Annotated in this window: 21 protein-coding genes; 16 read left to right on the forward strand and 5 right to left on the reverse strand. The window is 45.4% G+C overall.

What is annotated here, in order from left to right:
• Positions 1 to 10 precede the first annotated feature (10 nt).
• The 3 genes from DDT91_RS12970 to DDT91_RS12980 all read right to left on the reverse strand — a co-directional run bounded on the left by DDT91_RS12970 (position 11) and on the right by DDT91_RS12980 (position 4,429).
• Positions 11 to 1,720 carry a GMC oxidoreductase gene (locus DDT91_RS12970; protein ID WP_187176611.1) on the reverse strand — a complete coding sequence of 570 codons (1,710 nt, stop codon included), beginning with the start codon at positions 1,718 to 1,720 and terminating at the stop codon, positions 11 to 13.
• The gene (locus DDT91_RS12975) at positions 1,713 to 2,285 is read right to left on the reverse strand and encodes a gluconate 2-dehydrogenase subunit 3 family protein (RefSeq protein ID WP_187176612.1); all 573 of its coding nucleotides are present in this window, start codon (positions 2,283 to 2,285) and stop codon (positions 1,713 to 1,715) included. Before DDT91_RS12975 ends, DDT91_RS12970 begins: the two co-directional genes overlap by 8 nt.
• Positions 2,286 to 2,377: 92 nt before the next feature.
• Entirely contained in the window at positions 2,378 to 4,429 is a 2,052-nt protein-coding gene (locus tag DDT91_RS12980; RefSeq protein ID WP_187176613.1) for an alpha-L-fucosidase, read from the reverse strand.
• Between the two features lie 133 nt (positions 4,430 to 4,562).
• On the opposite strand from DDT91_RS12980, the gene DDT91_RS12985 reads away from it, so the two are divergent.
• From DDT91_RS12985 to DDT91_RS12995, 3 genes are all read left to right on the forward strand, one after another.
• Complete coding sequence (locus tag DDT91_RS12985) at positions 4,563 to 6,794, forward strand: TonB-dependent receptor domain-containing protein (RefSeq protein WP_187176614.1); 2,232 nt, start codon at positions 4,563 to 4,565, stop codon at positions 6,792 to 6,794.
• Between the two features lie 223 nt (positions 6,795 to 7,017).
• Positions 7,018 to 8,529 (forward strand): S10 family peptidase, encoded by a 1,512-nt coding sequence (locus DDT91_RS12990; RefSeq protein WP_187176615.1) that lies wholly within the window; start codon positions 7,018 to 7,020, stop codon positions 8,527 to 8,529.
• 60 nt (positions 8,530 to 8,589) lie between these two features.
• The gene (locus tag DDT91_RS12995; RefSeq protein ID WP_187176616.1) at positions 8,590 to 9,198 is read left to right on the forward strand and encodes a nitroreductase; all 609 of its coding nucleotides are present in this window, start codon (positions 8,590 to 8,592) and stop codon (positions 9,196 to 9,198) included.
• A gap of 347 nt (positions 9,199 to 9,545) precedes the next feature.
• Here DDT91_RS12995 and DDT91_RS13000 read toward each other — a convergent pair whose 3' ends face one another.
• On the reverse strand, positions 9,546 to 10,109 hold the full coding sequence (locus tag DDT91_RS13000; protein ID WP_187176617.1) for a TIGR00730 family Rossman fold protein: 564 nt from the start codon (positions 10,107 to 10,109) through the stop codon (positions 9,546 to 9,548).
• Positions 10,110 to 10,210: 101 nt separating this feature from the next.
• Here DDT91_RS13000 and DDT91_RS13005 point away from each other — a divergent pair, with 101 nt between their 5' ends.
• From DDT91_RS13005 to DDT91_RS13055, 11 genes are all read left to right on the forward strand, one after another.
• Positions 10,211 to 10,792: a non-canonical purine NTP diphosphatase gene (locus DDT91_RS13005; protein ID WP_187176618.1), complete on the forward strand. Its 582-nt coding sequence runs from the start codon at positions 10,211 to 10,213 to the stop codon at positions 10,790 to 10,792.
• Between the two features lie 33 nt (positions 10,793 to 10,825).
• Positions 10,826 to 11,446 carry a uridine kinase gene (gene udk, locus DDT91_RS13010; protein WP_187176619.1) on the forward strand — a complete coding sequence of 207 codons (621 nt, stop codon included), beginning with the start codon at positions 10,826 to 10,828 and terminating at the stop codon, positions 11,444 to 11,446.
• A gap of 56 nt (positions 11,447 to 11,502) precedes the next feature.
• Positions 11,503 to 11,847, forward strand: a complete 345-nt coding sequence (locus DDT91_RS13015) for a hypothetical protein (RefSeq protein ID WP_187176620.1) — start codon at positions 11,503 to 11,505, stop codon at positions 11,845 to 11,847.
• Positions 11,848 to 11,940: 93 nt separating this feature from the next.
• Positions 11,941 to 14,925 carry a protein translocase subunit SecDF gene (gene secDF, locus DDT91_RS13020; RefSeq protein WP_187176621.1) on the forward strand — a complete coding sequence of 995 codons (2,985 nt, stop codon included), beginning with the start codon at positions 11,941 to 11,943 and terminating at the stop codon, positions 14,923 to 14,925.
• A gap of 128 nt (positions 14,926 to 15,053) precedes the next feature.
• Positions 15,054 to 15,419 (forward strand): molecular chaperone DnaK, encoded by a 366-nt coding sequence (locus DDT91_RS13025; protein WP_187176622.1) that lies wholly within the window; start codon positions 15,054 to 15,056, stop codon positions 15,417 to 15,419.
• A 14-nt stretch (positions 15,420 to 15,433) separates the two neighbouring features.
• Positions 15,434 to 16,192 carry a hypothetical protein gene (locus DDT91_RS13030; protein WP_187176623.1) on the forward strand — a complete coding sequence of 253 codons (759 nt, stop codon included), beginning with the start codon at positions 15,434 to 15,436 and terminating at the stop codon, positions 16,190 to 16,192.
• Positions 16,185 to 16,940, forward strand: a complete 756-nt coding sequence (locus tag DDT91_RS13035; protein ID WP_187176624.1) for a sensor histidine kinase — start codon at positions 16,185 to 16,187, stop codon at positions 16,938 to 16,940. Before DDT91_RS13030 ends, DDT91_RS13035 begins: the two co-directional genes overlap by 8 nt.
• 71 nt (positions 16,941 to 17,011) lie before the next feature.
• Complete coding sequence (locus tag DDT91_RS13040; protein ID WP_187176625.1) at positions 17,012 to 17,638, forward strand: response regulator transcription factor; 627 nt, start codon at positions 17,012 to 17,014, stop codon at positions 17,636 to 17,638.
• A gap of 8 nt (positions 17,639 to 17,646) precedes the next feature.
• Positions 17,647 to 18,693 carry an oxidoreductase gene (locus DDT91_RS13045; RefSeq protein WP_187176626.1) on the forward strand — a complete coding sequence of 349 codons (1,047 nt, stop codon included), beginning with the start codon at positions 17,647 to 17,649 and terminating at the stop codon, positions 18,691 to 18,693.
• A 60-nt stretch (positions 18,694 to 18,753) separates the two neighbouring features.
• On the forward strand, positions 18,754 to 19,191 hold the full coding sequence (locus DDT91_RS13050) for an outer membrane insertion C- signal (RefSeq protein ID WP_187176627.1): 438 nt from the start codon (positions 18,754 to 18,756) through the stop codon (positions 19,189 to 19,191).
• A gap of 135 nt (positions 19,192 to 19,326) precedes the next feature.
• Entirely contained in the window at positions 19,327 to 20,793 is a 1,467-nt protein-coding gene (locus DDT91_RS13055) for a glycine--tRNA ligase (RefSeq protein ID WP_187176628.1), read from the forward strand.
• 96 nt (positions 20,794 to 20,889) lie between these two features.
• Here the strand turns inward: DDT91_RS13055 and DDT91_RS13060 are convergent, their stop codons facing one another.
• Positions 20,890 to 21,378: a DUF6702 family protein gene (locus tag DDT91_RS13060; RefSeq protein ID WP_187176629.1), complete on the reverse strand. Its 489-nt coding sequence runs from the start codon at positions 21,376 to 21,378 to the stop codon at positions 20,890 to 20,892.
• Positions 21,379 to 21,460: 82 nt separating this feature from the next.
• On the opposite strand from DDT91_RS13060, the gene DDT91_RS13065 reads away from it, so the two are divergent.
• Together DDT91_RS13065 and DDT91_RS13070 are read left to right on the forward strand one after the other, a co-directional pair.
• On the forward strand, positions 21,461 to 22,039 hold the full coding sequence (locus DDT91_RS13065) for a HupE/UreJ family protein (protein ID WP_187176630.1): 579 nt from the start codon (positions 21,461 to 21,463) through the stop codon (positions 22,037 to 22,039).
• Positions 22,040 to 22,121: 82 nt separating this feature from the next.
• Positions 22,122 to 24,449: a M1 family metallopeptidase gene (locus DDT91_RS13070; protein WP_187176652.1), complete on the forward strand. Its 2,328-nt coding sequence runs from the start codon at positions 22,122 to 22,124 to the stop codon at positions 24,447 to 24,449.
• Positions 24,450 to 24,688 lie beyond the last annotated feature (239 nt).

Below are 24,688 nucleotides of genomic sequence, written 5' to 3' on the forward strand. Positions count from 1 at the left end.
ATTTCAGACTTTACTTTTTGCTTTCTGCCACCGCATGATGCGCTGCTCTTGCCGCAAAAGCCATATAAGTCAAGGATGGATTTTGGGTCGCAGTGGAAGTCATGGAAGCCCCGTCGGTCACGTAAACATTGGGAACAGCATGCAACTGATGGTTTGCGTTGAGCAAAGAAGTTTTGGGATCCTTACCCATACGTACCCCGCCCATTTCGTGAATATCCAAGCCCGGCGCTTGCTTGCTGTCGCTGGATTGGATATTGGTAAATCCTGCTTTGGTAAACATCTCCGTCATCTGCTCGATGTAGTCTTTGACCATTTTCTCATCGTTATCGTCGTAGTCAACAGATATTTTGAGCTGAGGCATGCCCCATTCGTCTTTCAAGTTCGGGTCCAAAGCAACGTAATTGCTTTCTTTTGGAATAGTCTCGCCCATCATGTGGGAACCCACTCTCCAAGGACCATATTTATCCGGATTGAGCAGACTGTTTTTCAAGTCCATGCCAATTCCACTAGTATCCGGACCTACCCCACGACTTGCAGAGAATCCCGCTGCATACCCGCGGAGGAAGTCTGTCTCCTGCTTGTACACGTTTCGGAATCTTGGGAAATATCCGCTAGTCGGTCTACCTCCAGAAGTGGTGAATTCGGAATGTCCTTCGTATTCTCCGGATACTCTAGCTCTGTAATTATGGAAAGCTACGTATTTGCCAAGCAGACCATTATCATTCCCCAGTCCATTCGGGAATCGATTGGATGTCGAGTTGAGCAAAATCGCATTGGTATTCAGCGCTGCGGCATTCACAAAGATGACGTCGGCATAGAATTCTTCTGTTTCCTTGGTCAAACGGTCGATGATGCGTACCCCGGTCGCTTTCCCTTTTTCCTCATCATAAATGATGGAGTGAACCACAGCATCAGGTCGGAGGGTCAAGTTGCCCGTTTTCAAAGCCCAAGGAATGGTCGATGAATTGGAACTGAAGTAGCCTCCAAACGGACACCCTCGCTGACAGAGGTTACGGTTTTGGCACATGGCCCGACCTTGCTGGGCGTAAAATTCTGCATTGCCATGAATATGCGCACAGCGGGCAGAGATCATGTGTCGGTCATTGCCGTAGTGCTTTTTGAGCTGCTCCGCAAAGTATTTTTCCACCACATTCAACTCGTAACCCGGCAAAAACTCCCCATCGGGAAGATGAGCGATTCCATCTTTAAAGCCTGAAACTCCGGCAAATTTCTCTACATGGCTGTACCACTTTTCGATGTCTTTGTATCGAATCGGCCAATCGACTGCAAACCCATCTCGTGCCGGCCCGTCAAAATCAAAGTCAGACCAACGCTGCACCTGTCTGGCCCAAAGAAGCGATTTTCCGCCTACCTGATAGCCTCGAATCCAGTCAAAAGGCTTCTCCTGTACGTAAGGATGATCGGTATCTTTTACGAAAAAATGCATGGCATCCTCACGGAAAGCATAACATCGGCTGATCACCGGATTGGCTTCCTGAATGTCTTGAGGAATCTGATTCCGATGCGGGAATTCGTAGGGAAGCATATTGGTAGTGGGATAATCCTTGATGTGCTCCACATTGCGTCCTCGCTCCAGCATAAGGGTTTTGACTCCAAGGTCACAGAGTTCCTTGGCAGCCCATCCCCCACTGATGCCAGAACCGATGACGATGGCTTGGTAGGTTCGTTCCTGTTTGCTGCGGATATTCAGATTAGCCATTGATGCGTGGTTTTTGTAGGTCAGTGATCAATACGGCGCCATTGTATTCGCCAGGTATAAGGGAATAAGGAATTATTTCAGTTTGGATGTATTCGGACGCCATGTATCCTTGGATGGTAAATCGCTTGGTGGAATTGAGGAAGTAGGCGATGTTTCCCCGCTCTTTTCCCTCAGGCGTGTCATCACCTTCGAGTTTGGTGCTGTTGAGGATGAGTTCTTCTTTCTCCTTGGTGGAAAGGGCCTCGAATTTCTTTCCGGCTGTCTTTTGTACATAATCCGGAAAAGCCGTCAAACCTGCCGTAAATTTCTCCTGATTTTCCTTGGTAAAGCAGTCATTGACCATCACCAGAATAAAGTCAGGCACTTCGAGATCAAGTGCTCCTTTGATTTCACCAGCTGGAATGATGGTATCGGAAATGGCTGCAAGAAGGGCTTTTTGTGAGGTGGTGACTTTCAGGTTTTGGTACGCGGCGAGGATGTCGTCTTTGCTGAAGTCGCAGGAAGGAATCAAGGCAAGTCCTCCGGATATCAGCGCAATATGCCGCAAAGCATGTCGTCTGTTCATAAGTATAGGCGATAGATTGGGTTTATAGCAATTGAGGGGAGAAAGTAGGGATTTTATCGAAAAATCCCTACCTGAATTTTATAAGGCTATGATTATCGGGTGATGACCCCAAACTCCCCAACCGTTGCCAGATTACCATCTACCGTCCGAAGGGCTTTCAACCGTACAAATCGGGCTTTGGTCGCATCGAATTTGATGATTTGCTCGATTGGGCTGTTTTTGATATTGGAAAATTCTCCTTGGGTGACCCGCTTCCAGCTTTTCCCATCTCCACTAACCTCCAATGCATAATCCGCGATGTATCCGCTCGGGTATCGGGCCTGCATGGGCAGATAGGTAAATCCTTTCAGTTCCACTTCCTGACTCAGATCGATCGTCAAGTCATTGGTTTTTGAGGTCCAATAGGAATTAGCCAGCTCATCGATGGAGCGAATGGCAAGTGTGTCGGATGATATCACTTTCCAGCTGCCTTTGGCTAGGTCAAAGTCCACTCGGGCAGGATCGGAAGTTTTCCCGGTTTTTGGATCTACCGCAATAGCTTGAATGGTAGCAGGCACTGGGAGGTCAAACGCATCTGAATAAGCATTTTGGCCTGCTTTCGGTGCTGACCCATCCGTCGTAAAGTAGACTTCCAGGTCGCTTTCTGCGGCTTCGATGGTTACTTTTCCAGCAGGGGTTCGGGTGATTTTAGGAGGAAAAAGCAAAGCAGGTGCGGAATAAACGCCAATTTCCGAAATCACAGGAATTCCTTTCCCATCAAGGAAGTTGATGCGGATTTTCTGGGCCTCCGTATCCGCAAATCTCAAAATTCGCTTGTAGCCGATGGTCGTACCCTCTGCGATTTTTTCCCAGTTGCCATTCACTTCTTTTTCCAGGGAAAAAGCTTTCACGCGTTGCCCAAGATTGACAAATTCTTGAATAAGCAGGCGATTGAAGGAAACTGTTTTTCCAAAATCCATCTCCACGGAAGCCTGCAACTGACCATCCGGTGTGGTCCAATAGGTATTGAAATCCCCGTCTTGGAGCAAATCTGCCGTGTATCCTATGCCTCGATCGGCACTTGCGGAAAAGGAGGCGTCTTTGGCCAGATTGAGCGCAAAGTCTTCCTTGACCTTGGCAGCCATCTTCAAGATAGCCTCTTCGTCTTTTTCATGAATTAAACCTCGGGTATCGACGGGGAAGTTGATCAACAGGGAGCTGTTTTGACCAATGCTTTTATAATAAATTTCCATCAACTCGGGTAAGGTTTTCACCTTGTGATCCTCATAGGCATGGTAATACCATCCCGGACGGATGCTCACATCGGATTCTGCAGGCACCCAATGGGTCCCGTTTTCCTGACCAGTAGCCCATTTGTCAAAATCCGGCATGCCCGCATAGACTGAATCCCTCATCAGGTTGGACCAAGTGGTTTCATAGGCAAACCCATGCTCATTCCCCACCCAACGCACATCCGGACCTGCATCGCTAAAGAGCATGGCGCCGGGCTGAAGGGTTCGCACCAATTCGATCGTGGTCGGCCAGTCGTAATAGCTGAATTTATCCACTTTACGCTCTTCATTGGCTCCTCCATACCAGCCTGTTCCACCATTGGCCCCATCAAACCAGACCTCGTAGATTTCTCCGTAGTTGGTCAATAACTCCGTCAGCTGATTGCGCATGTAGGTGATGTATTCGGGCTTGCCGTAGTCGGGATGATTTCGGTCCCAAGGGGAGTAATAAATCCCAACTTTGAGTCCATATTCCCGACAGGCGTCCACAAATTCTTGGATCAAATCGCCCTTTCCGTCACGCCAAGGACTGTTTTTCACCGAATGCTCGGTGTACTTCGACGGCCAAAGGACAAATCCATCATGGTGCTTAGCCGTAATGATCAGCCCTTTCATTCCCGCTTCCTTAGCGATTCTCGCCCATTGTCTGGCATCGAGGGCAGTGGGATTGAACTGCTCCGGTTTTTCATCCCCAAAGCCCCACTCCCGATCGGAGAAGGTATTCATATTGAAGTGGACGAAACCATAATACTGAAGCTCTTGCCAAGCGATTTGGCGTTCGTTCGGAATGGGTAGAATGGGTTCTGGTAGGGTGGCCTTTTCTGCACAAAAACTCAAGCCTAATGCTAAAAGTGGCCAAACATACTTTTTCATAAAGGGAAAATTAAGTTCAAAACCTACCGATTTTGCTTGGGAATCGAAAACAAAAATTGACCAGTAACTGAGTTTGGAAACCTTTGCGCAGAAAATCGGCTTTTGTCAGTGTCTTTCCTTGTAATTTTCCTCCATGAAAAAAGCAATTACTCTTCTCTTTTTCTTAATTACTCTCGGTCTCCAAGCCCAAATCCAACTCAAAATCACCGATCAAATTTCTGGGCTTCCCTTGGAAAATGTCCGCGTCAAGGCTGACAAAACCATCCTCCGAACCAACTCTTCCGGAATAGTCTCATTTCCCGGAGAAAACCTGAAAATATCTTTTGTCCTCGAAGGCTATGAGACCTTGGAAAGAACCTTTTCCAATGGTGAATTTGAAGTGCAGCTGATCTCAACCGTGCTCAATCTCTCTGCTGTAACGGTAACTGCATTTGAATCCGAGCGTCCCCTTTTGGAGCAATCGGCTGCTGTGGTGACCGTATCGGAGCGAGATTTTAGCCGGTTCAATGAGATTTCTCCCGTCAATGCCTTCAATCAAAAGGCGGGTGTTCGCATTGAGGAAAGAGCGCCTGCCAGCTATCGGGTGTCTATACGGGGGAGTTCGCTTCGTTCACCCTTCGGAGTTCGAAATGTAAAAGTCTACTGGAATGAGGTGCCTTTTACTTCACCGGATGGGACTACGGCTTTAAATCTGCTCGATTTGTCCAATATCCGAACTTCGGAAGTGGTCAAAGGACCCTCTGGAAGTATCTATGGAGCGGGTAATGGCGGGGCGATTTCGCTATACTCTCAGCCCAGCTTGAGTGAAAACAGAATTTCCACCGACTTTTTGGCTGGAGATTTCGGGCTTTCCCGTTTTCGGTTGGGTCTTTCTCAGCAAATGGGAGAAGGTGGAATCGAGGCTTCCTTTGTCAGCCAAAAATCCGATGGGTATCGGGAGCATTCGGCGGTGGATCGGCAGGTATTTCAGTTGGGAGGGTTTTTCCCGGTTTCTGAAAAACAGGAAATCCGCACCCAATTGCTAATCTCAGACTTGGATTACCAGATTCCCGGAGCACTAAATGAAGCCCAGGTGACCGCCAACCCAAAGCAAGCAAGACCGGGTTCAGTTGCTCAAAACAGCTCCATTTCTCAACAGGCGATTTTACTTTCCTTGGGGCATTTGTATCGCTTTTCGGAGAAAACAAGCAATAACACGACGATTTACCTCAACACCAACAACTTCGAAAATCCATTCATTCTGGATTACAAAAAGGAATTGGGCTTTGGCTATGGGGCTAGGACTAAATTCACCCATGAGACCCAATTGGGTGGAAAAGCACTTCGACTAATTGCAGGAGCTGAGTTTCAAAATGCCATCACCGATGCTCAAAACTTTGGAAACCGAGCAGGAAAGGCCGATACGGTTCGCTTTGCAGACAAACTTCGAACATATCAGGGATTCTTTTTCCAGCAGGCAGAACTCAATCTGAGCGAAAAGTTGCTCTTTACCTTGGGCCTTAGTGAAAACTTCTCCGGCTACGAGATTGACCGACAAATCGATGCTGCTGGCGGACCGACAGGACTTCAAACCCGAACCTTCGACCCGATTGTGGTACCAAGAGTCGCGCTTAATTATCGATTAAATCCATTCAGCTCGGTGTATGGCTCGATCAGCAGTGGGTTTTCCCCACCGACGATCGATGAAGTCCGAACCAACGAGGGAAGCTTGAATCTGGATTTGGAAGCTGAAAAAGGTGTGAATTACGAGATGGGCTATCGTCTGGGGAAAGAGAAGTTTAACCTCGAACTGATCGCCTACTACCTCAAACTAAACGAAACGATCACCACTTTCACCAATGAAAATGGCGTGGTGCTCTTCCGAAATGCCGGTTCGACCGATCAAAAAGGAATTGAAGCTTCTTTGGATTACGCGATCTTGAGAAATGCGAGTGGTTTCATCAAAGACTTCTTGGTCGGAACAGCTTACACAGGGCAGTTTTTCACTTTTGTCGACTATAAAAAACAAACCAATGACTTTTCTGGAAATGACCTGACCGGAGTGCCTCCCCATAACTTGGTCAGCAGAGTTGACCTGAGAACCAGACCGGGAATTTACCTCAACTTTACCCACCAGTTTACGGATGAGATCCCTCTCAACGATGCAAATACGGTCTATCAGGACTCCTATAATTTGATTAATCTGAGGGCCGGTTGGGTGAAAAGTCTTGGAAATTTTGACCTAGAGCTTTTTGTCGGAGTGGACAATCTATTGGATGAGAGCTATTCCTTGGGCAATGACTTGAATGCCTTTGCGGGACGATTCTATCAGCCTGCCCCGACGAGGAATTGGTATGGGGGAATAAAATTAGGGTTCAATTATTAAACAGAACTTCTTTTGAAATAGACTTCGCGAAATACAGTTGAAATAACCTTTGCTTCGCAACGTGAAATACAATTGAAATAGACTTAGCGAATTTTCAGAGTGCTAATCTCATTGGTACATTCAATGGGAGGAAGGTGTCCAGTATTCAATTTATTTCATTCTCCGCAGGAGGAGCTATTTCAACCGTATTTCTATATATTTCTCAAGCAATTATCGATTAATCATGAAATACTATTTACTCTTTTCCCTCGCTTTTTTAATTTCCTTCTCCACCTTTTCCCAAGAAGAAAAGTCAGAATCCAAGTGGGTTCCCCGGGATCCTCAAAAGTTTGAAACCACACATTCAGGCACATTCAATGGTCAAAAAATCACCTACAAAGCGGTTGTTGGGGAGACCTTTTTGAAAAACTCCAAAGGAGAAGTGACGGGAGCACTTTGGTCGACTTCGTATATCCGCGAGGGCGTGGATTCTTCCAAAAGGCCCGTTCTCTTTATCTTCAACGGAGGTCCGGGTTCAGCGAGTATATGGCTGCATGTGGGATTCTTTGGCCCCAAAGTGGTGAAAACCGATTCGGAAGCCAAGACCGATGATGGTGCCGCACCCTATCGGTTTGTGGACAATACTCAGGCACTTTTGGATCTCACCGACCTAGTCTTTATCGATCCGATCGGGACTGGATTTAGCCAAGTAGAAGGTGTGGGCAAGACTTCCGATTTCTGGGGATTGAATGAGGATGCGGCTTCTGTTGCGCAGTTTATGCGGACTTGGGTGACGCAACATGGCAGATGGCAGGCACCAAAATTTATGGCAGGCGAAAGCTTCGGAACCACCCGCGCCGCCAAAGTGGCTGAGGTCCTTGAGGAAGGCGGACAAACCATGGCCTTGAATGGAATCATTCTGATTTCTCAGGCTTTGGATTATGCGGGTTCGTCCAGTTGGGCGGATAACCTGACCTCCTTTTTCACCTATCTTCCCTCCCAAGCAGTGACCGCCTGGTATCACGGCAAAGCCGGAAAAGGAAAAACGATCGAAGCTTTTGCCCAAGAGGCTAGAGAATTTGCCTACGGAGATTATTTGACTTCCCTTTTCCTCGGGGAAAAGCAAACCCCAGCGCAAAAGGAAGCCATTGCCGAAAAACTAGCTTACTTCACCGGATTGGACAAGGCGTATATCCTTCGCTCTGATAATCAAATCCTGATGCATCGCTTCAAAAAAGAATTGCTGCGCGAAGAAGGCAAAGCCATCGGGACTTTAGACGGCAGGTATTTGGCTACTGAGACAGACAAGGCTGCTGAAGGTCCGGTTTTGGGTGACCCAGCAAGCTACATGACCAGTGCGGCCTACACGGCTGTTTTCAACGATTATCTGATGCGGGATTTGAAAGTGACTTTGGATCGGCCGTATTTCACTTCGGCTTCTGGCATGGGTGGCAGCTGGAACTGGAAGCCGGTGCCCGATGGCGCCTATTGGGAGCCGAGCTACGTGAGCACTGCAAGAGCTCTGAGCGAAGCCATGCACCGTAATACACGAATGAAAGTCTTGGTAGCCAACGGGTACTATGACCTGATCACCCCGTTCTTTGATGCGGAATACACTTTCGCAAGACACAACTTCCCTCAGGACCGAATCGAAATGACCTACTATGAAGCCGGCCACATGATGTACAACCGACAAGAGGATTTCGATGCGCTAGCAAAGGATGTGAGGAAGTTTTTGGAGGGGATGTTGAAATAAAAGATTTTTTCACGGAACAAAATCAAGTCGAAATTGACTTGAATAGAAAAATTAGAAACCATGCAAAAACCCGAATTCAATACCGAAGAGGTTTCCAAAATCATCCGTGGACGTCGGTCCATGTTTGTCGCCCAATTCAAAGAAAATGACCCGGTGGACGACTCCATCATCGAGGAAATGCTCGAAAACGCCAACTGGGCACCTACCCATAAGCTTACCCAACCTTGGAGATTTATTGTATACACCGGTGAAGGACTAAAGAAATTTGGTGACTATCAGGCCGAGATGTACAAGATGCGAGCAGAGAAAAACGGTACTCCATTCATCGAAGCGACCTACCAGAAGTTTAAAGAAAATCCAACCAAAGCTTCTCATGTGATTGCCATCCTGATGAAGCGAACCGAAGGATCTGGCATTCCGGTAATGGAGGAAATTGCTGCAACCGCTATGGCGGTACAGAATATGTACCTGACTGCCTGCGCACACGGATTGGCCTGCTATTGGGGTACGGGTGGACCGACGTTCTGGGCAGAAGCTCGGGAGGATTTCGGACTCGAAGGCGAAGACATGCTGATGGGCTTCTTTTATGTGGCCAAGCCAGCAACGGACAACTGGCCTGCTGGAAAGCGCGAGCCGATTGGGGAAAAAGTGAATTGGGTGAGGGAGTAATAGTCATCCAGAATTAGAAAAATTTGGGTTTCCAAAAGAGTCTGGATAGAGTTTTTAGATTCATAACCTTGCCTTATCATTTCTGATTCAAATCCTTTTTGATTACAAAACTCTGTTCTGAATGGCGCGTGGGCCGACACAGCAGCGGGCCAGCGTTTGGCCTTGTGCGGTTGGAGCTTTGCTGTGTCAAGGGTTTTTGGTTACTTTTTGCCCCACAAAAAGTAACAATGGAAAAGATGGAATAAAGGTCAATAGGAGGCAAATGGTGGGTCTAAACCGCTTTATCACCACTAGTAATATAAACTCAATACCATCATAAAAGGAAGGCTAAACACCTTCCTTTTTCATTACCAATCTGCCGGTCTCCTAGCTTGATACGCTGCCATTTGATCCAATAGGTCCGAAGGATCATCGGAAATAATCAGCATTTCCTCCTGCTCGGGATAGAGAAATCCCTCCTCCATAGCATGATTGAGAAAGGTGATCAGCTTGTCATAGTACCCATTGACATTATAAAGCGCCAAGGGCTTTTGGATGTAGTGAAGCTGATTGAGGGTCATGATTTCAAAAAGTTCTTCGAGTGTCCCGATTCCTCCCGGCATGGCAATAAATCCATCTCCCCGCTCGGCCATCAGCCACTTCCGGTCGCGCATCGTCTCCACAATGATCAGCTCTGTGCACCCTTTGTGAGCAACCTCCCGATCGACTAGTTTTTGGGGGATAATGCCCAAAACTTCTTTGCCCGCAGCGAGCATCTCATCCGCAATCACTCCCATCAAACCCACATGCCCGGCTCCATAGACCAGTGAATGATCCCGTTTGATCATTTCCTGAGCTAAGGCCCTTACGCCAGCTTCATAAACCGAATTGATTCCCTTCTTGGAACCGCAGTACACCGTGATCTTTTTCATGGCTGAAATTTAGGAGGAAAAAATAAGGCTCCCTTGCGGGATAATTAAAAACGTTTGGATAAGGGCCATACACTTTTCATTTTTGTCAAAACCGAATCTCCATGAAAATTTGCTTCGCTACCAACAACCAAAAGAAAATCGAGGAAGTAAAAGCCGCCCTTGGGCCAGAGTTTGAACTCGTCTCCTTACAGGAAATAGGTTGTGAAGAAGAACTTCCGGAAACCGGTGACACCCTAGATCACAATGCTTTTCAAAAGGCCCGTTACGTGAAAGAGCACTTTGGAGTGGATTGCTTTGCGGATGATACCGGCCTGGAAGTGGAGGCTTTGGATGGTGCTCCTGGAGTGTACTCGGGCAGGTTTGCCGGAGAGCCACGAAGCGATGAGCGGAATATTGACTTGCTATTGAAGAAATTGGAGGGTAAAACAAACCGAAAAGCACGATTCCGGACCGTTATCGCCTTGATTTTGGAAGAGAAAGAATATCAATTTGAAGGGATTGCCGAGGGCGAAATTCTGCTTCAGCGAGTTGGAGAAAGAGGGTTTGGCTATGATCCTGTTTTTAAGCTGGTCGGTTTTGACAGAACATTTGCTGAGCTTTCCCTGAGAGAGAAAAATGAAATTTCCCATCGTGGAAAAGCGGTAAAGGCCTTAATTGAATTTCTAAACCATAGAAAATTCTGAGATCAAGCTAAAAATAAGTTAACTTTGGGGCCAATGAAAAAGCCATTCATCGTCGGGATCACGGGAGGTTCAGCCTCTGGAAAAACCTTGTTTTTAGAACGTCTACTCAGCAGTTTTGATCCCGGAGAAGTTTGTCTTATTTCCCAAGACAATTATTATAAGCCGCGGCATCTTCAACCTGTGGATGCACAGGGAATTCATAACTTCGATACTCCCTTCAGTATTGATTTTGAGCAGTACGCAAATGACATCCGAAAAATTCAGGATGGTGAAACAGTTTTCAGGGAAGAATATACATTCAACAATGCCGCCAAAAAGCCAAAACTGCTGACTTTCGCCCCTGCCCCCGTGGTGGTGGTTGAAGGTATTTTTGTCTTGTATTATCCTGAATTGGCTGATCTCTTGGACCTGAAGATTTTTATCGATGCCAAAGACCACATCAAACTCAAACGTAGAATCATCCGGGACAAAGTGGAGCGAGGGTATGATCTGGACGATGTACTCTATCGCTATGAAATGCATGTGATGCCTACCTATGAAAAGTACATTGAGCCTTTCAAAAGTGAAGCGGATTTGATTGTGCCCAACAACCAAAGCTTTGATCGTGCACTCGATGTGATCCGAACTTACCTTCGGGCAAAATCTCACACCTGAGCAAAAAAATCAGGCGGAAAGACTTGAATTTCAAATATTGTCTATATTTGCCGCTCATGAAAAACAGAATTTTAAATAGCACCATGTTTCGGCAGAGATTCTCTGTCTTGATGGCTTTGCTATTTTGCCTGTTTGTATCCGGGGTTGAGTATCTCCCCGATAATCAAGAAAAACCTCGTTCAGAACAATCTTCTGAGAATCCTGATCAGACATTTTTAAATGTAGCGGTAGACGCAGTAGTACCTTTTGTATTGCATGTTGCCGACACGGTGCTTTATCTGATCTATCAGATTTTCAGCTTCGAATTCAAAATTCCTACCCATCAGGCGGTATCTGCTTTTTATCCCAATCAACTGATTGAGATCCTTTTTGAGCGGATTATTTCTACCAAAGGGCCCTGATTTCTTAGCAATTCGGCACTTAATACCTTACCCCGGTTCTTTTACGGACTGGTAAATCCTCTGTATTTATTTATCAATTAACTAGTTATCCTTATGCAAAACAAAGGTGTCATTGTGTTTTTGACGGTGATTATTACGGCGCTATGCCTGTATTACCTGTCATTCACATTAGTATCCAATGGCGTACAGCAAAAAGCAACTGAATATGCAACTGACGCCTCCGGCAATGTAGACTTTGCCAAAAGAAGAGCTTACCTCGACTCTGTCTGGAGACAGCCAGTGTACAATTTCTTGGGGGCAGATTTCACCTACCAAGAAGTAAAAGAGACCGAACTTGGACTTGGTCTTGACCTTCAGGGCGGTATGCATGTAACCTTGGAAGTTTCTCCTGTAGAAATCGTAAAAGGAATCGCGGGCAATCCAAAAGACGAAGCCTTCAACAAATCTGTGGATGAAGCAAGAGAGGCTGCTAAAACCTCTAATGCAAAGTTTGTAGACCTGTTTTATTCTGCTTGGCAGAACAATAACCCAGGCAAAAACCTCAGCAGCATCTTTGCTACCGCTGCCAACAGAGGAAGAATTTCCTTGGAATCTTCCGATGCAGACATCTTAGCCATTATTGACACAGAGGTAGAGAACGCAATTGACCGTTCCTTTAATATCCTTAGAACCCGTATCGACCGGTTCGGTACTTCTCAGCCAAATATCCAGCGGATTGCCGGTTCAGGAAGAATTCAGATCGAACTTCCGGGTGCTGACAACCAAGAGCGTGTAAGAAACTTGCTCCAAGGGGTGGCAAAACTACAATTCTGGGAAGTGCTTGAATTGAATGAATATGGAGGAGCGATTGAGACCATCAATACTACCTGGGTAGCTGATCAAAAGGCTTCCCCTTCTCAAACTGTAGCTTCAGATTCTACAAGTGCTGATTCTCTAGCTAACCTTTCTCCCGAAGATTCTCTGAGAAATGCGTTGGAAAAGCAATTGGAACAAATCGATCCGCTAAATCCCAACAACAGCGTTTCTCCTTTGATCTCTTTGATGAAGGCAAACTATGGACTTGTGTACGATGTCAGAGATACTGTCATCATTAATAGAATCCTAAAAAATGAACGATACAAGTCATTCTTACCAAGAGATCTAAAACTTCTTTGGGGTGTAAAGCCTACCAAAGCAGAGGACGGAACTGAACTCTTGGAGCTTTATGCGATCAAACTGAACAAAGGCACTGACCAAGCCCCTCTAGAAGGCGATGTGGTAACTGATGCCCGGCAGACTTTGGATCAGACGTCTCGTCCAGCGGTATCCATGCAAATGAATGCAGAAGGTGCCCGAAAGTGGAGAAAACTCACTTCTGAGAATGTTGGTAGAAGAATCGCGGTGGTCCTTGACGACTACGTGTACACTGCACCGGTTGTAAACGGTGAAATCCCTAACGGTCAGTCTGAAATCTCCGGTAACTTCACCCTGCTAGAAGCACAAGATTTGGCGAACATTCTAAAGTCAGGTTCTCTTCCTGCACCTACCCAAATCGTAGAAGAAAGCATCATCGGACCTACTTTAGGTAAAGAAGCTCAAAACCAAGGTATCATTTCCATGATTGCCGGCTTGGTATTGGTTGTGTTGTTCATGGTGGCCTACTATTCTAAAGGTGGTTTGGTAGCCATTGCAGCCTTGGTATTCAACATCTTCTTCATCCTCGGAATCTTGGCACAGTTGGGTACGGCTCTGACCTTACCGGGTATTGCGGGTATCGTCTTGACTATCGGTATGTCTATTGACGCCAACGTGTTGATTTTTGAGCGTATCAAAGAAGAACTTCGAAATGGTGTGGGATTGATGGCATCGATCAATGCCGGTTACAACAAAGCATTTTCTGCTATTTTGGATGGTAACGTGACGACCTTCTTGACAGGTGCCATTTTGTATGCCTTAGGCCAAGGTCCAGTGAAAGGTTTCGCAATTGTATTGATGATCGGTATCGCTTGTTCTTTCTTCTCCTCCGTGTTTATCACCCGAGTGATCGTATCCTGGATGACCAAGAAAGGTGACAAGAGCAGCATCAATTTCTCCGCTCCTTTCGCCAAGAATGCGCTTTCCAGCCTTAATATCGACTTCCTGAGCAAGAGAAAAGTAGCTTACATTACCTCCTCAACGATCATCGTAATCGGTTTAGCGATTGCCGTTATCAATGGATTGAAGTTCGGTGTGGACTTCACTGGTGGTCGTTCTTATGTAGTAGCGTTTGATGAGCCAGTAGTTCCCTCTGATTTGAAAGTTGGATTGGATGGTGAATTTGATGGATCGGTAGAAGTAAAAACTTACGGAGCCAGCAATGTCTTGAAAGTAACCACTTCCTACTTGATCAATGAAGACGACGATGCCTCCAATAAAGAGGTTGAAAACAAAGTAAAAGAAGGAATTGCAACCGTGACAGGATTCTCTTATGTGGAAAATGCCGAACAGCTTGGCGATAAGCAATTCTCTATCACAGGATCTTCCAAGGTAGGTGCTACTGTGGCAGACGATATCAAAGCTTCTTCTGCTGAGGCGATGATCGCAGCCTTGATCGCCATCTTCCTGTACATCTTGTTGAGATTCCGCAAGTGGCAGTTCTCCCTGGGTTCTATTATCGCCCTGGTTCATGACACGTTGTTTGTGATTGCAGCTTTTGCGATTGCCAGTGCATTCGGAGCTACGTTCGAAATCGATCAGGTATTTGTGGCCGCTATCTTGACAGTAATCGGTTACTCAATCAACGATACAGTGATTGTATTTGACCGAATCCGTGAAAACATCGAAAACCGCGGGAATACCAAGTTGGTAAAAGTGTTCAACGATTCGATCAATCAAACTTTGGGTCGTACCTTGATCACCTCCTTCACTACCTTGATCGTAGTGATTGTACTTCTCTTGTTTGGTGGCGAGGTATTGAGAGGTTTCTCCTTCGCTCTATTTGTCGGTATCACAGTAGGTACTTTCTCTTCGATCTACATTGCGACTCCGATTGTAGTGGACTTGATGAAGAAGGAACTGGAAGCTGAAGGAGCCGGAAAAGAGACCAAAAAAGTAGCATAATTTTAAAAAGTTGATCTTTGGAAAAGGAGTGAGAGAAATCTCACTCCTTTTTTTGTCAGGAAAAGTTTTTAACCAGTATCTTTTCGATTCAAAGAAAGTATGAACCAACAAACTTTTATCAGCAACTTATGAAAATCAACAAAACAGACTTCGATCAAATGAAGGCGAAATATGATCAGGAAGTAAAAAAAGGCAAGGCAGCAAAAGGTAAAAAGGGTGATGTAGATAATCAGACCGACTGGATTTTCTTTGATCGAGAAACCTTGGAAGAAATATTGGCTGATCCAAAAGCGAAGGGAATCAAAATCTATTTTACCGAATATACCGAAAGCATAGCTAAAGTATACTATCCAGAGAATCCGGACGAGTTTGTTGGAAGGATTAACTTGGTCTTAACTGCTTCTTCTGACATGGGTCAGAGTAATATTTCGGATGCCAATGGAACCACTGCTTATTACAACAAAGGGCAAATGTGCCCCCCGTATTGTCAATAATTAGTTGAATTGCAGTGTTTACCGAGCTAATAAATAGGATCCTAGGTAATCCCTACATACTTATAGTCAACATCATTGGAATATTGGGGATCATTTCTTTTATCGTATTACCAGCGTCTAAAAAAGTAAAAAGCGAAAATTACCTTCCCTTCTTCTTACTGGCTTTGGTCTTTTTCTATGAAGACCTAGCGTCGATTACCAATACTTACAAGGCTTTAAACCAAAAAATACACGAATGGCTATTTGACGTGCCTTTCAAAGGTTGGAATCTTTGGGTTTATAACCTTTTCAATTTCCATGTCTCAAAAGTTCTTTTTCTCTTGATTATACACCCGTATGTAAGAAGAAAGTCTTTTCAGAAGACTATTACTGGGCTATGGGTATCTTTTTTGGGTATCTCCATAGGACTTCAATGGACTGGGATTGAACCAATCCATCACTTTCAGCCCATAATTTACCTTCTAGGAAACACCATTATTATCGCTTCCTGTGGTCTGTTTTTCATCGACATGATCACTTCCGAATATTACCTAGATTATGATCCTTTAAAAATGTGGATCTTTTGGTTCATTACCTTAACTCTTTTCCAAAGCAGTCTGGCATTCCTTTCAGATGTATCTCATGAATACCTTTCTTTAAATAATGAGAAACTCTTTGATTCTTTGACCAGCTTAACCATGTTGCTTTACCTCTTGATTCTGCTCAGTATCATGCTAAAATTGGCTGCAGGAAGTTTGAATTTTTCAAAAAAGAAACCCTTACAACATGTTTGAACAAGACAGCCAACTTACCTTTTTGATCATATCTGGGACATTTTTATCAGCCTTGATGGGGACTTTCATCGTCGCAATGGTTGTTCTCCATCGGCAGCGTCAAGTCCAAAACCGTCAGAAAATCGACAATTTAAAAGCAGAGTACGAGAGAACCATTCTGAATATAGAAAATGAAATCCAGCAGGAAACCTTAGCCCACGTAGGTCGGGAACTGCATGATAATATCGGTCAGTTGCTATCTCTGGCAAAACTCAATCTCAACTCAGCCAAACCGGAAAAGCAGGCTGAAGGCAAGGAATTCATCAATCAAATCATCAAAGAAGTCCGTGGACTCTCCAAAACTCTCAATCTGGATTGGGTGGAAGAAATTACCTTGGATGACTTTATCAAACAGCAACTGCAACGAATCGAATCTACCGGGTATTGCCAAACCGTTTTTGATTCTGACCATTCCTTAAACGAACTTCCAAAAGACAAAAAACTGGTGTTGATCCGGGTCATACAGGAATGTCTCAACAATGCCATTAAACATGCTTCCCCATCCCATATTTCGATTCGGGTTTTCCAAAATGAAACCTCCAGAAAAATCGAAATTACCGATGATGGGTATGGTTTTGACACTTCAATTCAGTCCTCAGGTAGTGGCATGACCAATCTCAAAAAACGGATGGAAACCATCGGAGGCAGTTTTTCTCTGTCATCCACCGTCGGAAAAGGCACCCAAATCACATTAAATTTGCCTTTTTAGTTAAAGTGGCCTATTTTCAAAGGCTTTTAAAGATACTTAATCCCACTAACCTCTTTCCAATTTCCTAAAGAATGATCCGAATCGCATTGGCAGATGACCACAAACTCTTTGCAAAAGGATTGGAGGGTCTGATTGAAGAACATCCAGGATTTGAAGTACTTGGAGTTTTCCCAAACGGGAGAGAGTTGCTGGAATTTTTGGATAAGAAGGAAGTAGATGTGGTTCTCACAGATCTCAATATGCCAATTGTGGATGGTTTTGGGGTGCTCAAACACAGTAAAAAACATCATCCTCACATCAAGGTGATCGTACTTTCAATGTATGATGAAGAGAAGATTTTCAAGGAAGCCATGAAAGATGGGGCTGATGCCTTTATCCTCAAGGATGCAGACCCGGACGAATTGATTTTTACGGTGACCGAAGTATATGAAGGCAGGTATGTGAAAAACTTTGAGCGGGTAATCCAACAGGCCAATCAAAGTCCTTTCTTTGACGCATTCAGAGAAAAATATCGGCTATCAAGGAGAGAAACACAAATTCTCAAGATGATCAGCGAAGGAATGATCAATAAAGATATTGCCGAAACCCTCAGCCTAAGCATCCAAACGGTAGAAACTCACCGAAAAAACATCAATCAAAAACTTCAGATTAATTCCCGAATGGATCTCGTTCACAAGGTTAATGAGATGAATCTATAAACTCCAGTATGAAATCAACCATTCGGACAGCACTTGTCGGCTACGGATCCGTAGCCGAAAAAATGCACGCACCACTAATCGACATTTGCCCTGACCTAGATTTTGTGGCAGTAGTAGAACGGCACGGCAACCGATGTGAGGAAAAATTCCCCAAGGTGAGGACGTTCAGAAGTTTGGAAGAGCTTTTGGAGTCAGATCTTGTGGATTTAGTCTGCATTACTACTCCCAATGAGTTTCATTTCCCTATGGCCAAACAGTGCCTACTGGCAGGAAAACATGTGGTGGTAGATAAACCGGTGACGGTAAATTCTTGGGAAGCGGAAGAGCTTGAAAGTATAGCCAGCGAAAAGGGATTGATTTGCAGTATTTTCCACAATCGACGATACGACGGTGACTTCCGCACATTACAAAAATTGGTGTCTGAAAATACGCTTGGAAGACTGGTTTATCTGGAGTCGCATTTCGATCGCTTTAGACCGCAAGTATCAGAAAATTGGAGGGAAAAAGAGGTGCCCGGAAATGGAATTACCTACGACTTGGGGGTTCATTTGATCGATCAGATTGTAATGCTCTTTGGAGCTCCGGAAAGCATTTTCGCAGATATTCAAAAACAGCGGACTAACGCTGTTTCGGATGATTACTTCGATATTTCACTTTTTTATCCTGGCTTCAAAGCAAGGGTAACGGCTGGCGTTTTGGTCAATGTGACCACCCCAAAATTTCTCCTTTTGGGAGAAAAAGGAAGCTACCAGAAGTATTTCCTAGACGTACAGGAACAGGCTTTCAAAGATGGTCGAAAGCCTGAAGGCACAGATTGGGGTGTGGATCCTGAGGAGCGATGGGGAAAACTATACCTGGAAAACGAAACCCGCTCATTGCCTACCGAGCGTGGTGACTATCGGATTTTTTATCAAAATATAGCAGACGCCATTCTTGGCAAAGCCAATCTGGAAGTCACTTTGGATCAGGCTACTTCGGTATTGAAACTGATTGAATCCTCATTCAAGTCCGCCAAAGAAGGAAGAAAAATCTCCAGAGAAGAAGGTAAATGGTAGGATGGATTGGCTTGAAGTTTGTCAAACGACAAATTGAAACCAATTTTACATTTAGCTATTATGAAAAAGCTTCTTTTCTCATTATTCCTTTTCATGGGAATTGTTACACTGGCCGAAGCTCAGGTAAGCGCCGGTATAAATTTTCAAAACACCCGGACTTTCATCACTGTCGGTTCCGACACAGACAAGGAATTCTTTGGTGAGGGTCGTCTAGGTTTAGGTGATGACCTTGGGCTTGAGCTGATGGGGGGATACAATTTTGTCCGTAAAAGTGAAGTGAATGCCTATTTCGGATTTGGGCTTGGTCTGTTTGGTGACCACCACCGAAATCATAAACATGATCACGATGATGTTTATCTCGCGATTCCATTTGGTGTACTGATCAAGCCTTTTGACAACAAGAATTTTGGATTCCTTATCGAAGCTGCTCCGGTCTTCGCAGATAATCATGATGGCTATCTCAGGGGAGGAATCGGATTCAAATACACCTTTAGATAGTTTTGACCAAATGCGCCTTTTGCCCACATTTCCACAAGGATTGTGGTTTTTTTTTGAAAAAAAATAAATTAATCCATTTTTTACCTGTTCTTGTTCATCATTTGAAATCAATTTGTTTCCTTATTTTTGCGGCCTATGGCAAAGACAGAAACCCCGGGCGAAAACGCCCAATTGAAAGATATTATTTCCCATGCCAAAGAGTATGGCTTTGTGTACCCAAGTTCGGAAATCTACGACGGCCTGCAGGCAGTGTATGACTACGGGGCTTATGGGGTCGAACTGAAAAACAACCTCAAGCGCCTCTGGTGGGAAACCATGACTCGCGTCCACGACAACATTGTCGGCATAGACGCGGCGATTTTTATGCATCCCACCACTTGGAAAGCTTCCGGTCACGTGGACTCCTTCAACGATCCCATGATCGACAACAAGGACAGCAAAAAGCGCTACCGTGCCGATGTCTTGGTAGAAGAGCACGCTGCCAAGTTGGAAAATGAAGGCCAAGTCGAAAAAGCAAGATCGCTGACCGCTGCTCTAGCAAGATTGCTGGAAGCCGAAGACCTAGCCGGTGTCCGCGATTTGATCACTAATGAAGGCATCAAATGCCCGATCTCCGGTACCTCCAACTGGACCGATGTCCGTCAGTTTAACCTGATGTTTTCTACCCAAGTAGGTTCGGTAGCCGAAGATGCATCTACGATTTACCTGCGTCCTGAAACGGCTCAAGGTATTTTTGTCAACTTCCTGAATGTGCAGAAAACGGCCCGAATGAAAGTTCCTTTCGGTATCGCCCAAATTGGAAAAGCCTTCCGAAACGAGATCGTAGCGCGCCAATTTATCTTCAGAATGCGTGAATTCGAGCAAATGGAGATGCAATTCTTCGTTCGCCCTGGTACCGAGCTCGACTGGTATCAGAAGTGGGCCGATACGCGGATGAGATGGCATTTGGCTTTGGGTACGCCTGCGGCAAAGCTCCGCAAACATGACCACGAGAAATTGGCTCACTATGCCAATGCCGCCATGGATATCGAATTTGAGTTTCCGTTTGGATTCAAAGAAGTGGAAGGAATCCACTCCAGAACAGATTTCGACTTGAAATCGCACCAAGAATACTCCAAGAAAAAGCAGCAATACTTCGATCCGGAGATCAACCAAAATTACATCCCCTACGTGATCGAGACTTCGATCGGAGCAGATCGCTTGTTCTTGTTAACGCTTTGCAACGCTTACACAGAGGAGAAAACGGAAGAAAAGAGCAGAACTTACCTGAAATTCCATCCGGCAATTGCCCCTGTGAAGGCGGCCATTCTTCCGATCGTAAAAAAAGACGGCTTACCAGAGAAAGCACAGGAAATCGTGGATGCCTTGAAATACGACTTCAACATCATTTATGAAGATTCCGGATCGATTGGCAAGCGTTATACCCGTCAGGATTTGATCGGTACGCCATTCTGTATCGCCGTGGATCATCAGACTTTGGAAGATAATACCGTGACCATCCGTCATCGGGATACCACCGAGCAGGAACGTGTTGCCATCGCTGAGCTTCATGGTCGAATTGCCGAGGCGACGAGCTTTAGAAGGATTTTTGAGAAGATTTAATGACCGATGTCGGGTGTCCGATGTCCGATTTAAAAAGCCGCCAGAATTGAGTTTCTGGCGGCTTTTGTCTTGCTTCTTGTCTCTAATCTCTTGTCTCTAAAACTCAACCTTCCCCTTTTCTTTTCCCTCTCCCAACAGCAGGCTGCGAGGCGACTTCGATTGGGCGTAGACATGGACGATGTTCTGTTGCCCTTCGAAGTCCTTCATTAGTAGGGTATTTTGAACCTCTACACTTTTAGGCATTTCTGCCACGGATGACTCCAGGTAAAACCATGCCGCGTCCTCTTCCACCTCATAGCCTAGGTAAGTCAGGGTCACCGATTTTCCATTGACCCATACCTGATTGTGCTTGAGCAAGTAGGTTTTGACTTGGCTTTCCAGTTTGGCTTTATCCTTGGGCTTGAGAAAATCCACTTTTTCCTTAAACTCATTGCCCAAGGCCACTTCTAAATCATCCCAAAAGATCTTCTGAGCAATCTCCATTTTCTTGCTTTCGGGATTGTACCGCATTTCGGTCAGGGAGATAAAAAAGGGATGAAGTCCGGTCATCCACGCAGCCATGACGAAAATGTAAACAAGTTGCATTTAGAAGAGAGATTTAGATTTTTGTGAGAATTATCCTGTATTATTGCCCGCAAATTAACTCTTTTAGAAGCATCACCCGAATATGACTTCATTTGAACTTTACTTCAAATTAGGACTACAGCACATTCTGGATATAAACGGTTTTGATCACATCCTGTTTGTACTTGCCCTTTGTGCCGTGTATGTGGCAAGAGATTGGGCTAAAATCCTGATTTTGGTCACTGCCTTTACCATCGGACATTCCCTGACCCTGGCTTTGGCTACCTTCAATATCATTCAGGTACGCTCTGATGTCATTGAATTTCTGATTCCGGTCACGATTGCCATCACGGCTTTGGTCACCATTTTCAAGCCAAAACCAAGCTCCGGCAAGGGGGTTCAGCTGAATTACTTTTTTGCAGTTTTCTTCGGATTGATTCACGGGCTTGGATTTTCCAACTACCTCAAGGAGCTTTTGGGAAAAGAGGCTGCCATTTTCCAACCCCTTTTGGCATTTAACATTGGTCTGGAAGTAGGCCAAATTGTAATCGTTGCCTCCTATCTACTGCTTAGCTCTTTGCTCAGTCTGGCGGGGGTAAACCGTAAAGAATGGACGCTGATTGTTTCCGCATTTGTCTTGGGAATAGCCTGCATGCTGATGCTGGAGACCAAATTTTGGTAAAAAATTACCACCCAAAACAGAATTGCTTTCTCTATGGTTACCAATTCCTTATTTAGAATCTGATTAGACCTGAATGTATATGATGAAAAAATTACTGGCTATTGCAGCGATAGGGTTGGCAGGAATTTCTCCTGCACTTGCTCAGCATACCGAGCAAAACCACGCGGTTAGATTTGAGCAGCTTGGCACCATGCTCCGTACGCCCAACGTGTACCGTACTGCCTCAGGTGCTCCGGGACACATGTATTGGCAGCAACAAGCCAACTACGTGATCGATGTCGAGCTCAATGATGACAATCAGTCCATCAAAGGCTCCGAAACAATCACTTACATCAACAACTCCCCAGATCAACTGACCTATCTCTGGATCCAACTCGATCAGAACAATAGAAGCAAGGATTCTGATACCCCCAAAGTGACTGAATCCAGCATTACTCCCCGCATGAGCTTGCGTCAGCTCGAAGGAATTCTCTGGCATTCGGAAGACTACGATCTGAAAATCCTTTCTATCAAGGACGCTTCTGGTAAGCCCCTCAACGTTGCCATCAACAAAACGATGATGCGCGTGGACCTTCCTCAACCTTTGAAAGCAGGGGAAACCTTTTCCTTCTCCATCGACTGGAGCTTTAATATCCACGACCGTGTAGGATTCATCGGTGGACGCCCGGGTTATGAGTTTTTCCCCAAAGACGGCAACTACCTCTACACCATGGCCGAGTGGTTTCCACGCATGGCGGTGTACTCTGACTTCGAAGGCTGGCAGAATAAGCAGTTCCTCGGTTCTGGTGAATTTGCCTTGACCTTTGGTAACTACGAAGTGCGGATCACCGTGCCTGCAGATCACATGGTCGGTGCTACTGGCGTACTTCAAAATCCGGAAGAAGTGCTTTCTGCTACCGAACTCGAACGCTGGAATAAGGCAAAGCAGACCTACGATAAGCCAGTGATCATCCGTACGCAAGCTGAGGCTGAAGCGCTGGAAAAGAAAAAAGCTACTGGAAAAAAGACCTGGATTTTCAAAGCTGAAAATGTGCGTGATTTTGCCTGGACTTCTTCCCGAAAGTTTATCTGGGATGCCATGGCGGTGAAGCTTGCAGGAAAAGACGTAATGGCCATGTCCTATTATGGCAAAGAAGGCAACCCTCTTTGGGAGCAGTATTCTACTCGAGTAGTGGCACATACCCTGAAATCTTACTCGGCTCACTCATTTGACTATCCTTATCCGGTTGCTATCTCCGTAGAGGCAAGCAATGGTATGGAATACCCGATGATTTGCTTCAATTATGGCCGTCCGGATGCTGACGGAACCTACTCTGATGCGATCAAATACGGCATGATCTCCGTGATCATTCACGAGGTTGGCCACAACTTCTTCCCGATGATCGTCAATTCTGATGAGCGTCAGTGGACTTGGATGGATGAGGGCTTGAATACCTTCATGCAGTTTATGGCAGAGCAGGAGTGGGACCGAAATTACCCATCTCGCAGAGGTCCGGCACATAAGATCGTACCCTACATGAGAAGCGAAAAGCACCTGCTCGAGCCGATCATGACCAACTCCGAAAACATCATTCAATTTGGAGCTAATGCTTATGCCAAGCCTGCCACTGCGCTAAATATTCTACGTGAGACCGTAATGGGCCGCGAGCTGTTTGACTTTGCGTTCAAGGAATATTCGAGAAGGTGGATGTTTAAGCACCCAACTCCTGATGACTTCTTCCGCACCATGGAAGATGCCTCTGCCGTGGATCTGGATTGGTTCTGGAGAGGTTGGTTCTACGGTACTGAGCCGGTTGATATTTCCATCGAAAATGTGAGCTGGTACAAGTTGGAAAACCGTACTCCTGCTCAGAAAAAGGCCGCTGCCAAGGAGGAATTTGACCGCGAAGAAACCTATATCTCTAAGGAATTTAATAAAACAGATGTAGCCCAGACGGTAGTAGAAGCCGATCCGGCCACCCGAGATTTCTACAACAGCTACAATCCGTTTACGGTGACACCCGAAGATGAAGAAGCTTACAAAAAATTCATGGCTAACCTGACAGAAAAAGAGAAGGCTTTGCTAAACAGCAACATGAACTTTTACGAGATGACCTTCAAAAACGTGGGCGGTCTGGTGATGCCATTGATCATTGAGTTCCACTATGCTGACGGCACCTCCGAAATCGAGCGGATTCCTGCCGAGATCTGGAGAAAAAATGAATCTCAGGTAACCAAGGTTTTTGCCAAGCAAAAGGAAGTGGTTCGATTTGTCCTGGATCCTAAGCGGGAGACTGCCGATATCGACGAAAACAGCAACTATTGGCCAAGACAATATCAACCGACCCGATTTGAACTCTTCAAAGGAGGAGGCGGAGTAAGAGGCGCTTCTATCGGAGACAATCCGATGAAAAAGGCGCAGAAGAAGTAAGAAGTTGGAAGACGGGATACCGAAGACAATAGAGATAACCAGTTCAAATATCTATCAGTTCTGGCTGATTCCATTAAGATAAAAAGCCCTGAGGGAAAATTCCTTCGGGGCTTTTTTGGATTTAGACCTGTCAGGTTTTGAAAATCTGGCAGGTCTCCTCCCCTCCGGCATCTATTATCGGGTGAAAATTACCTGATCGATCCAAGCCCTATTTGAATGGGATAGAAGCCAAGGCTTTT

It is taken from the genome of Algoriphagus sp. AK58 (genome assembly GCF_014324365.1).
Lineage (GTDB): Bacteria > Bacteroidota > Bacteroidia > Cytophagales > Cyclobacteriaceae > Algoriphagus.

Excerpts from the sequence above, each read along its gene's own strand:
- DDT91_RS12970 (WP_187176611.1), bottom strand. The coding sequence starts at position 1,720 with ATGGCTAATCTGAATATCCGCAGCAAACAGGAACGAACCTACCAAGCC.
- DDT91_RS12975 (WP_187176612.1), bottom strand. The coding sequence starts at position 2,285 with ATGAACAGACGACATGCTTTGCGGCATATTGCGCTGATATCCGGAGGA.
- DDT91_RS12980 (WP_187176613.1), bottom strand. The coding sequence starts at position 4,429 with ATGAAAAAGTATGTTTGGCCACTTTTAGCATTAGGCTTGAGTTTTTGT.
- DDT91_RS12985 (WP_187176614.1), top strand. The coding sequence starts at position 4,563 with ATGAAAAAAGCAATTACTCTTCTCTTTTTCTTAATTACTCTCGGTCTC.
- DDT91_RS12990 (WP_187176615.1), top strand. The coding sequence starts at position 7,018 with ATGAAATACTATTTACTCTTTTCCCTCGCTTTTTTAATTTCCTTCTCC.
- DDT91_RS12995 (WP_187176616.1), top strand. The coding sequence starts at position 8,590 with ATGCAAAAACCCGAATTCAATACCGAAGAGGTTTCCAAAATCATCCGT.
- DDT91_RS13000 (WP_187176617.1), bottom strand. The coding sequence starts at position 10,109 with ATGAAAAAGATCACGGTGTACTGCGGTTCCAAGAAGGGAATCAATTCG.
- DDT91_RS13005 (WP_187176618.1), top strand. The coding sequence starts at position 10,211 with ATGAAAATTTGCTTCGCTACCAACAACCAAAAGAAAATCGAGGAAGTA.
- udk (WP_187176619.1), top strand. The coding sequence starts at position 10,826 with ATGAAAAAGCCATTCATCGTCGGGATCACGGGAGGTTCAGCCTCTGGA.
- DDT91_RS13015 (WP_187176620.1), top strand. The coding sequence starts at position 11,503 with ATGAAAAACAGAATTTTAAATAGCACCATGTTTCGGCAGAGATTCTCT.
- secDF (WP_187176621.1), top strand. The coding sequence starts at position 11,941 with ATGCAAAACAAAGGTGTCATTGTGTTTTTGACGGTGATTATTACGGCG.
- DDT91_RS13025 (WP_187176622.1), top strand. The coding sequence starts at position 15,054 with ATGAAAATCAACAAAACAGACTTCGATCAAATGAAGGCGAAATATGAT.
- DDT91_RS13035 (WP_187176624.1), top strand. The coding sequence starts at position 16,185 with ATGTTTGAACAAGACAGCCAACTTACCTTTTTGATCATATCTGGGACA.
- DDT91_RS13040 (WP_187176625.1), top strand. The coding sequence starts at position 17,012 with ATGATCCGAATCGCATTGGCAGATGACCACAAACTCTTTGCAAAAGGA.
- DDT91_RS13045 (WP_187176626.1), top strand. The coding sequence starts at position 17,647 with ATGAAATCAACCATTCGGACAGCACTTGTCGGCTACGGATCCGTAGCC.
- DDT91_RS13050 (WP_187176627.1), top strand. The coding sequence starts at position 18,754 with ATGAAAAAGCTTCTTTTCTCATTATTCCTTTTCATGGGAATTGTTACA.
- DDT91_RS13055 (WP_187176628.1), top strand. The coding sequence starts at position 19,327 with ATGGCAAAGACAGAAACCCCGGGCGAAAACGCCCAATTGAAAGATATT.
- DDT91_RS13060 (WP_187176629.1), bottom strand. The coding sequence starts at position 21,378 with ATGCAACTTGTTTACATTTTCGTCATGGCTGCGTGGATGACCGGACTT.
- DDT91_RS13065 (WP_187176630.1), top strand. The coding sequence starts at position 21,461 with ATGACTTCATTTGAACTTTACTTCAAATTAGGACTACAGCACATTCTG.
- DDT91_RS13070 (WP_187176652.1), top strand. The coding sequence starts at position 22,122 with ATGAAAAAATTACTGGCTATTGCAGCGATAGGGTTGGCAGGAATTTCT.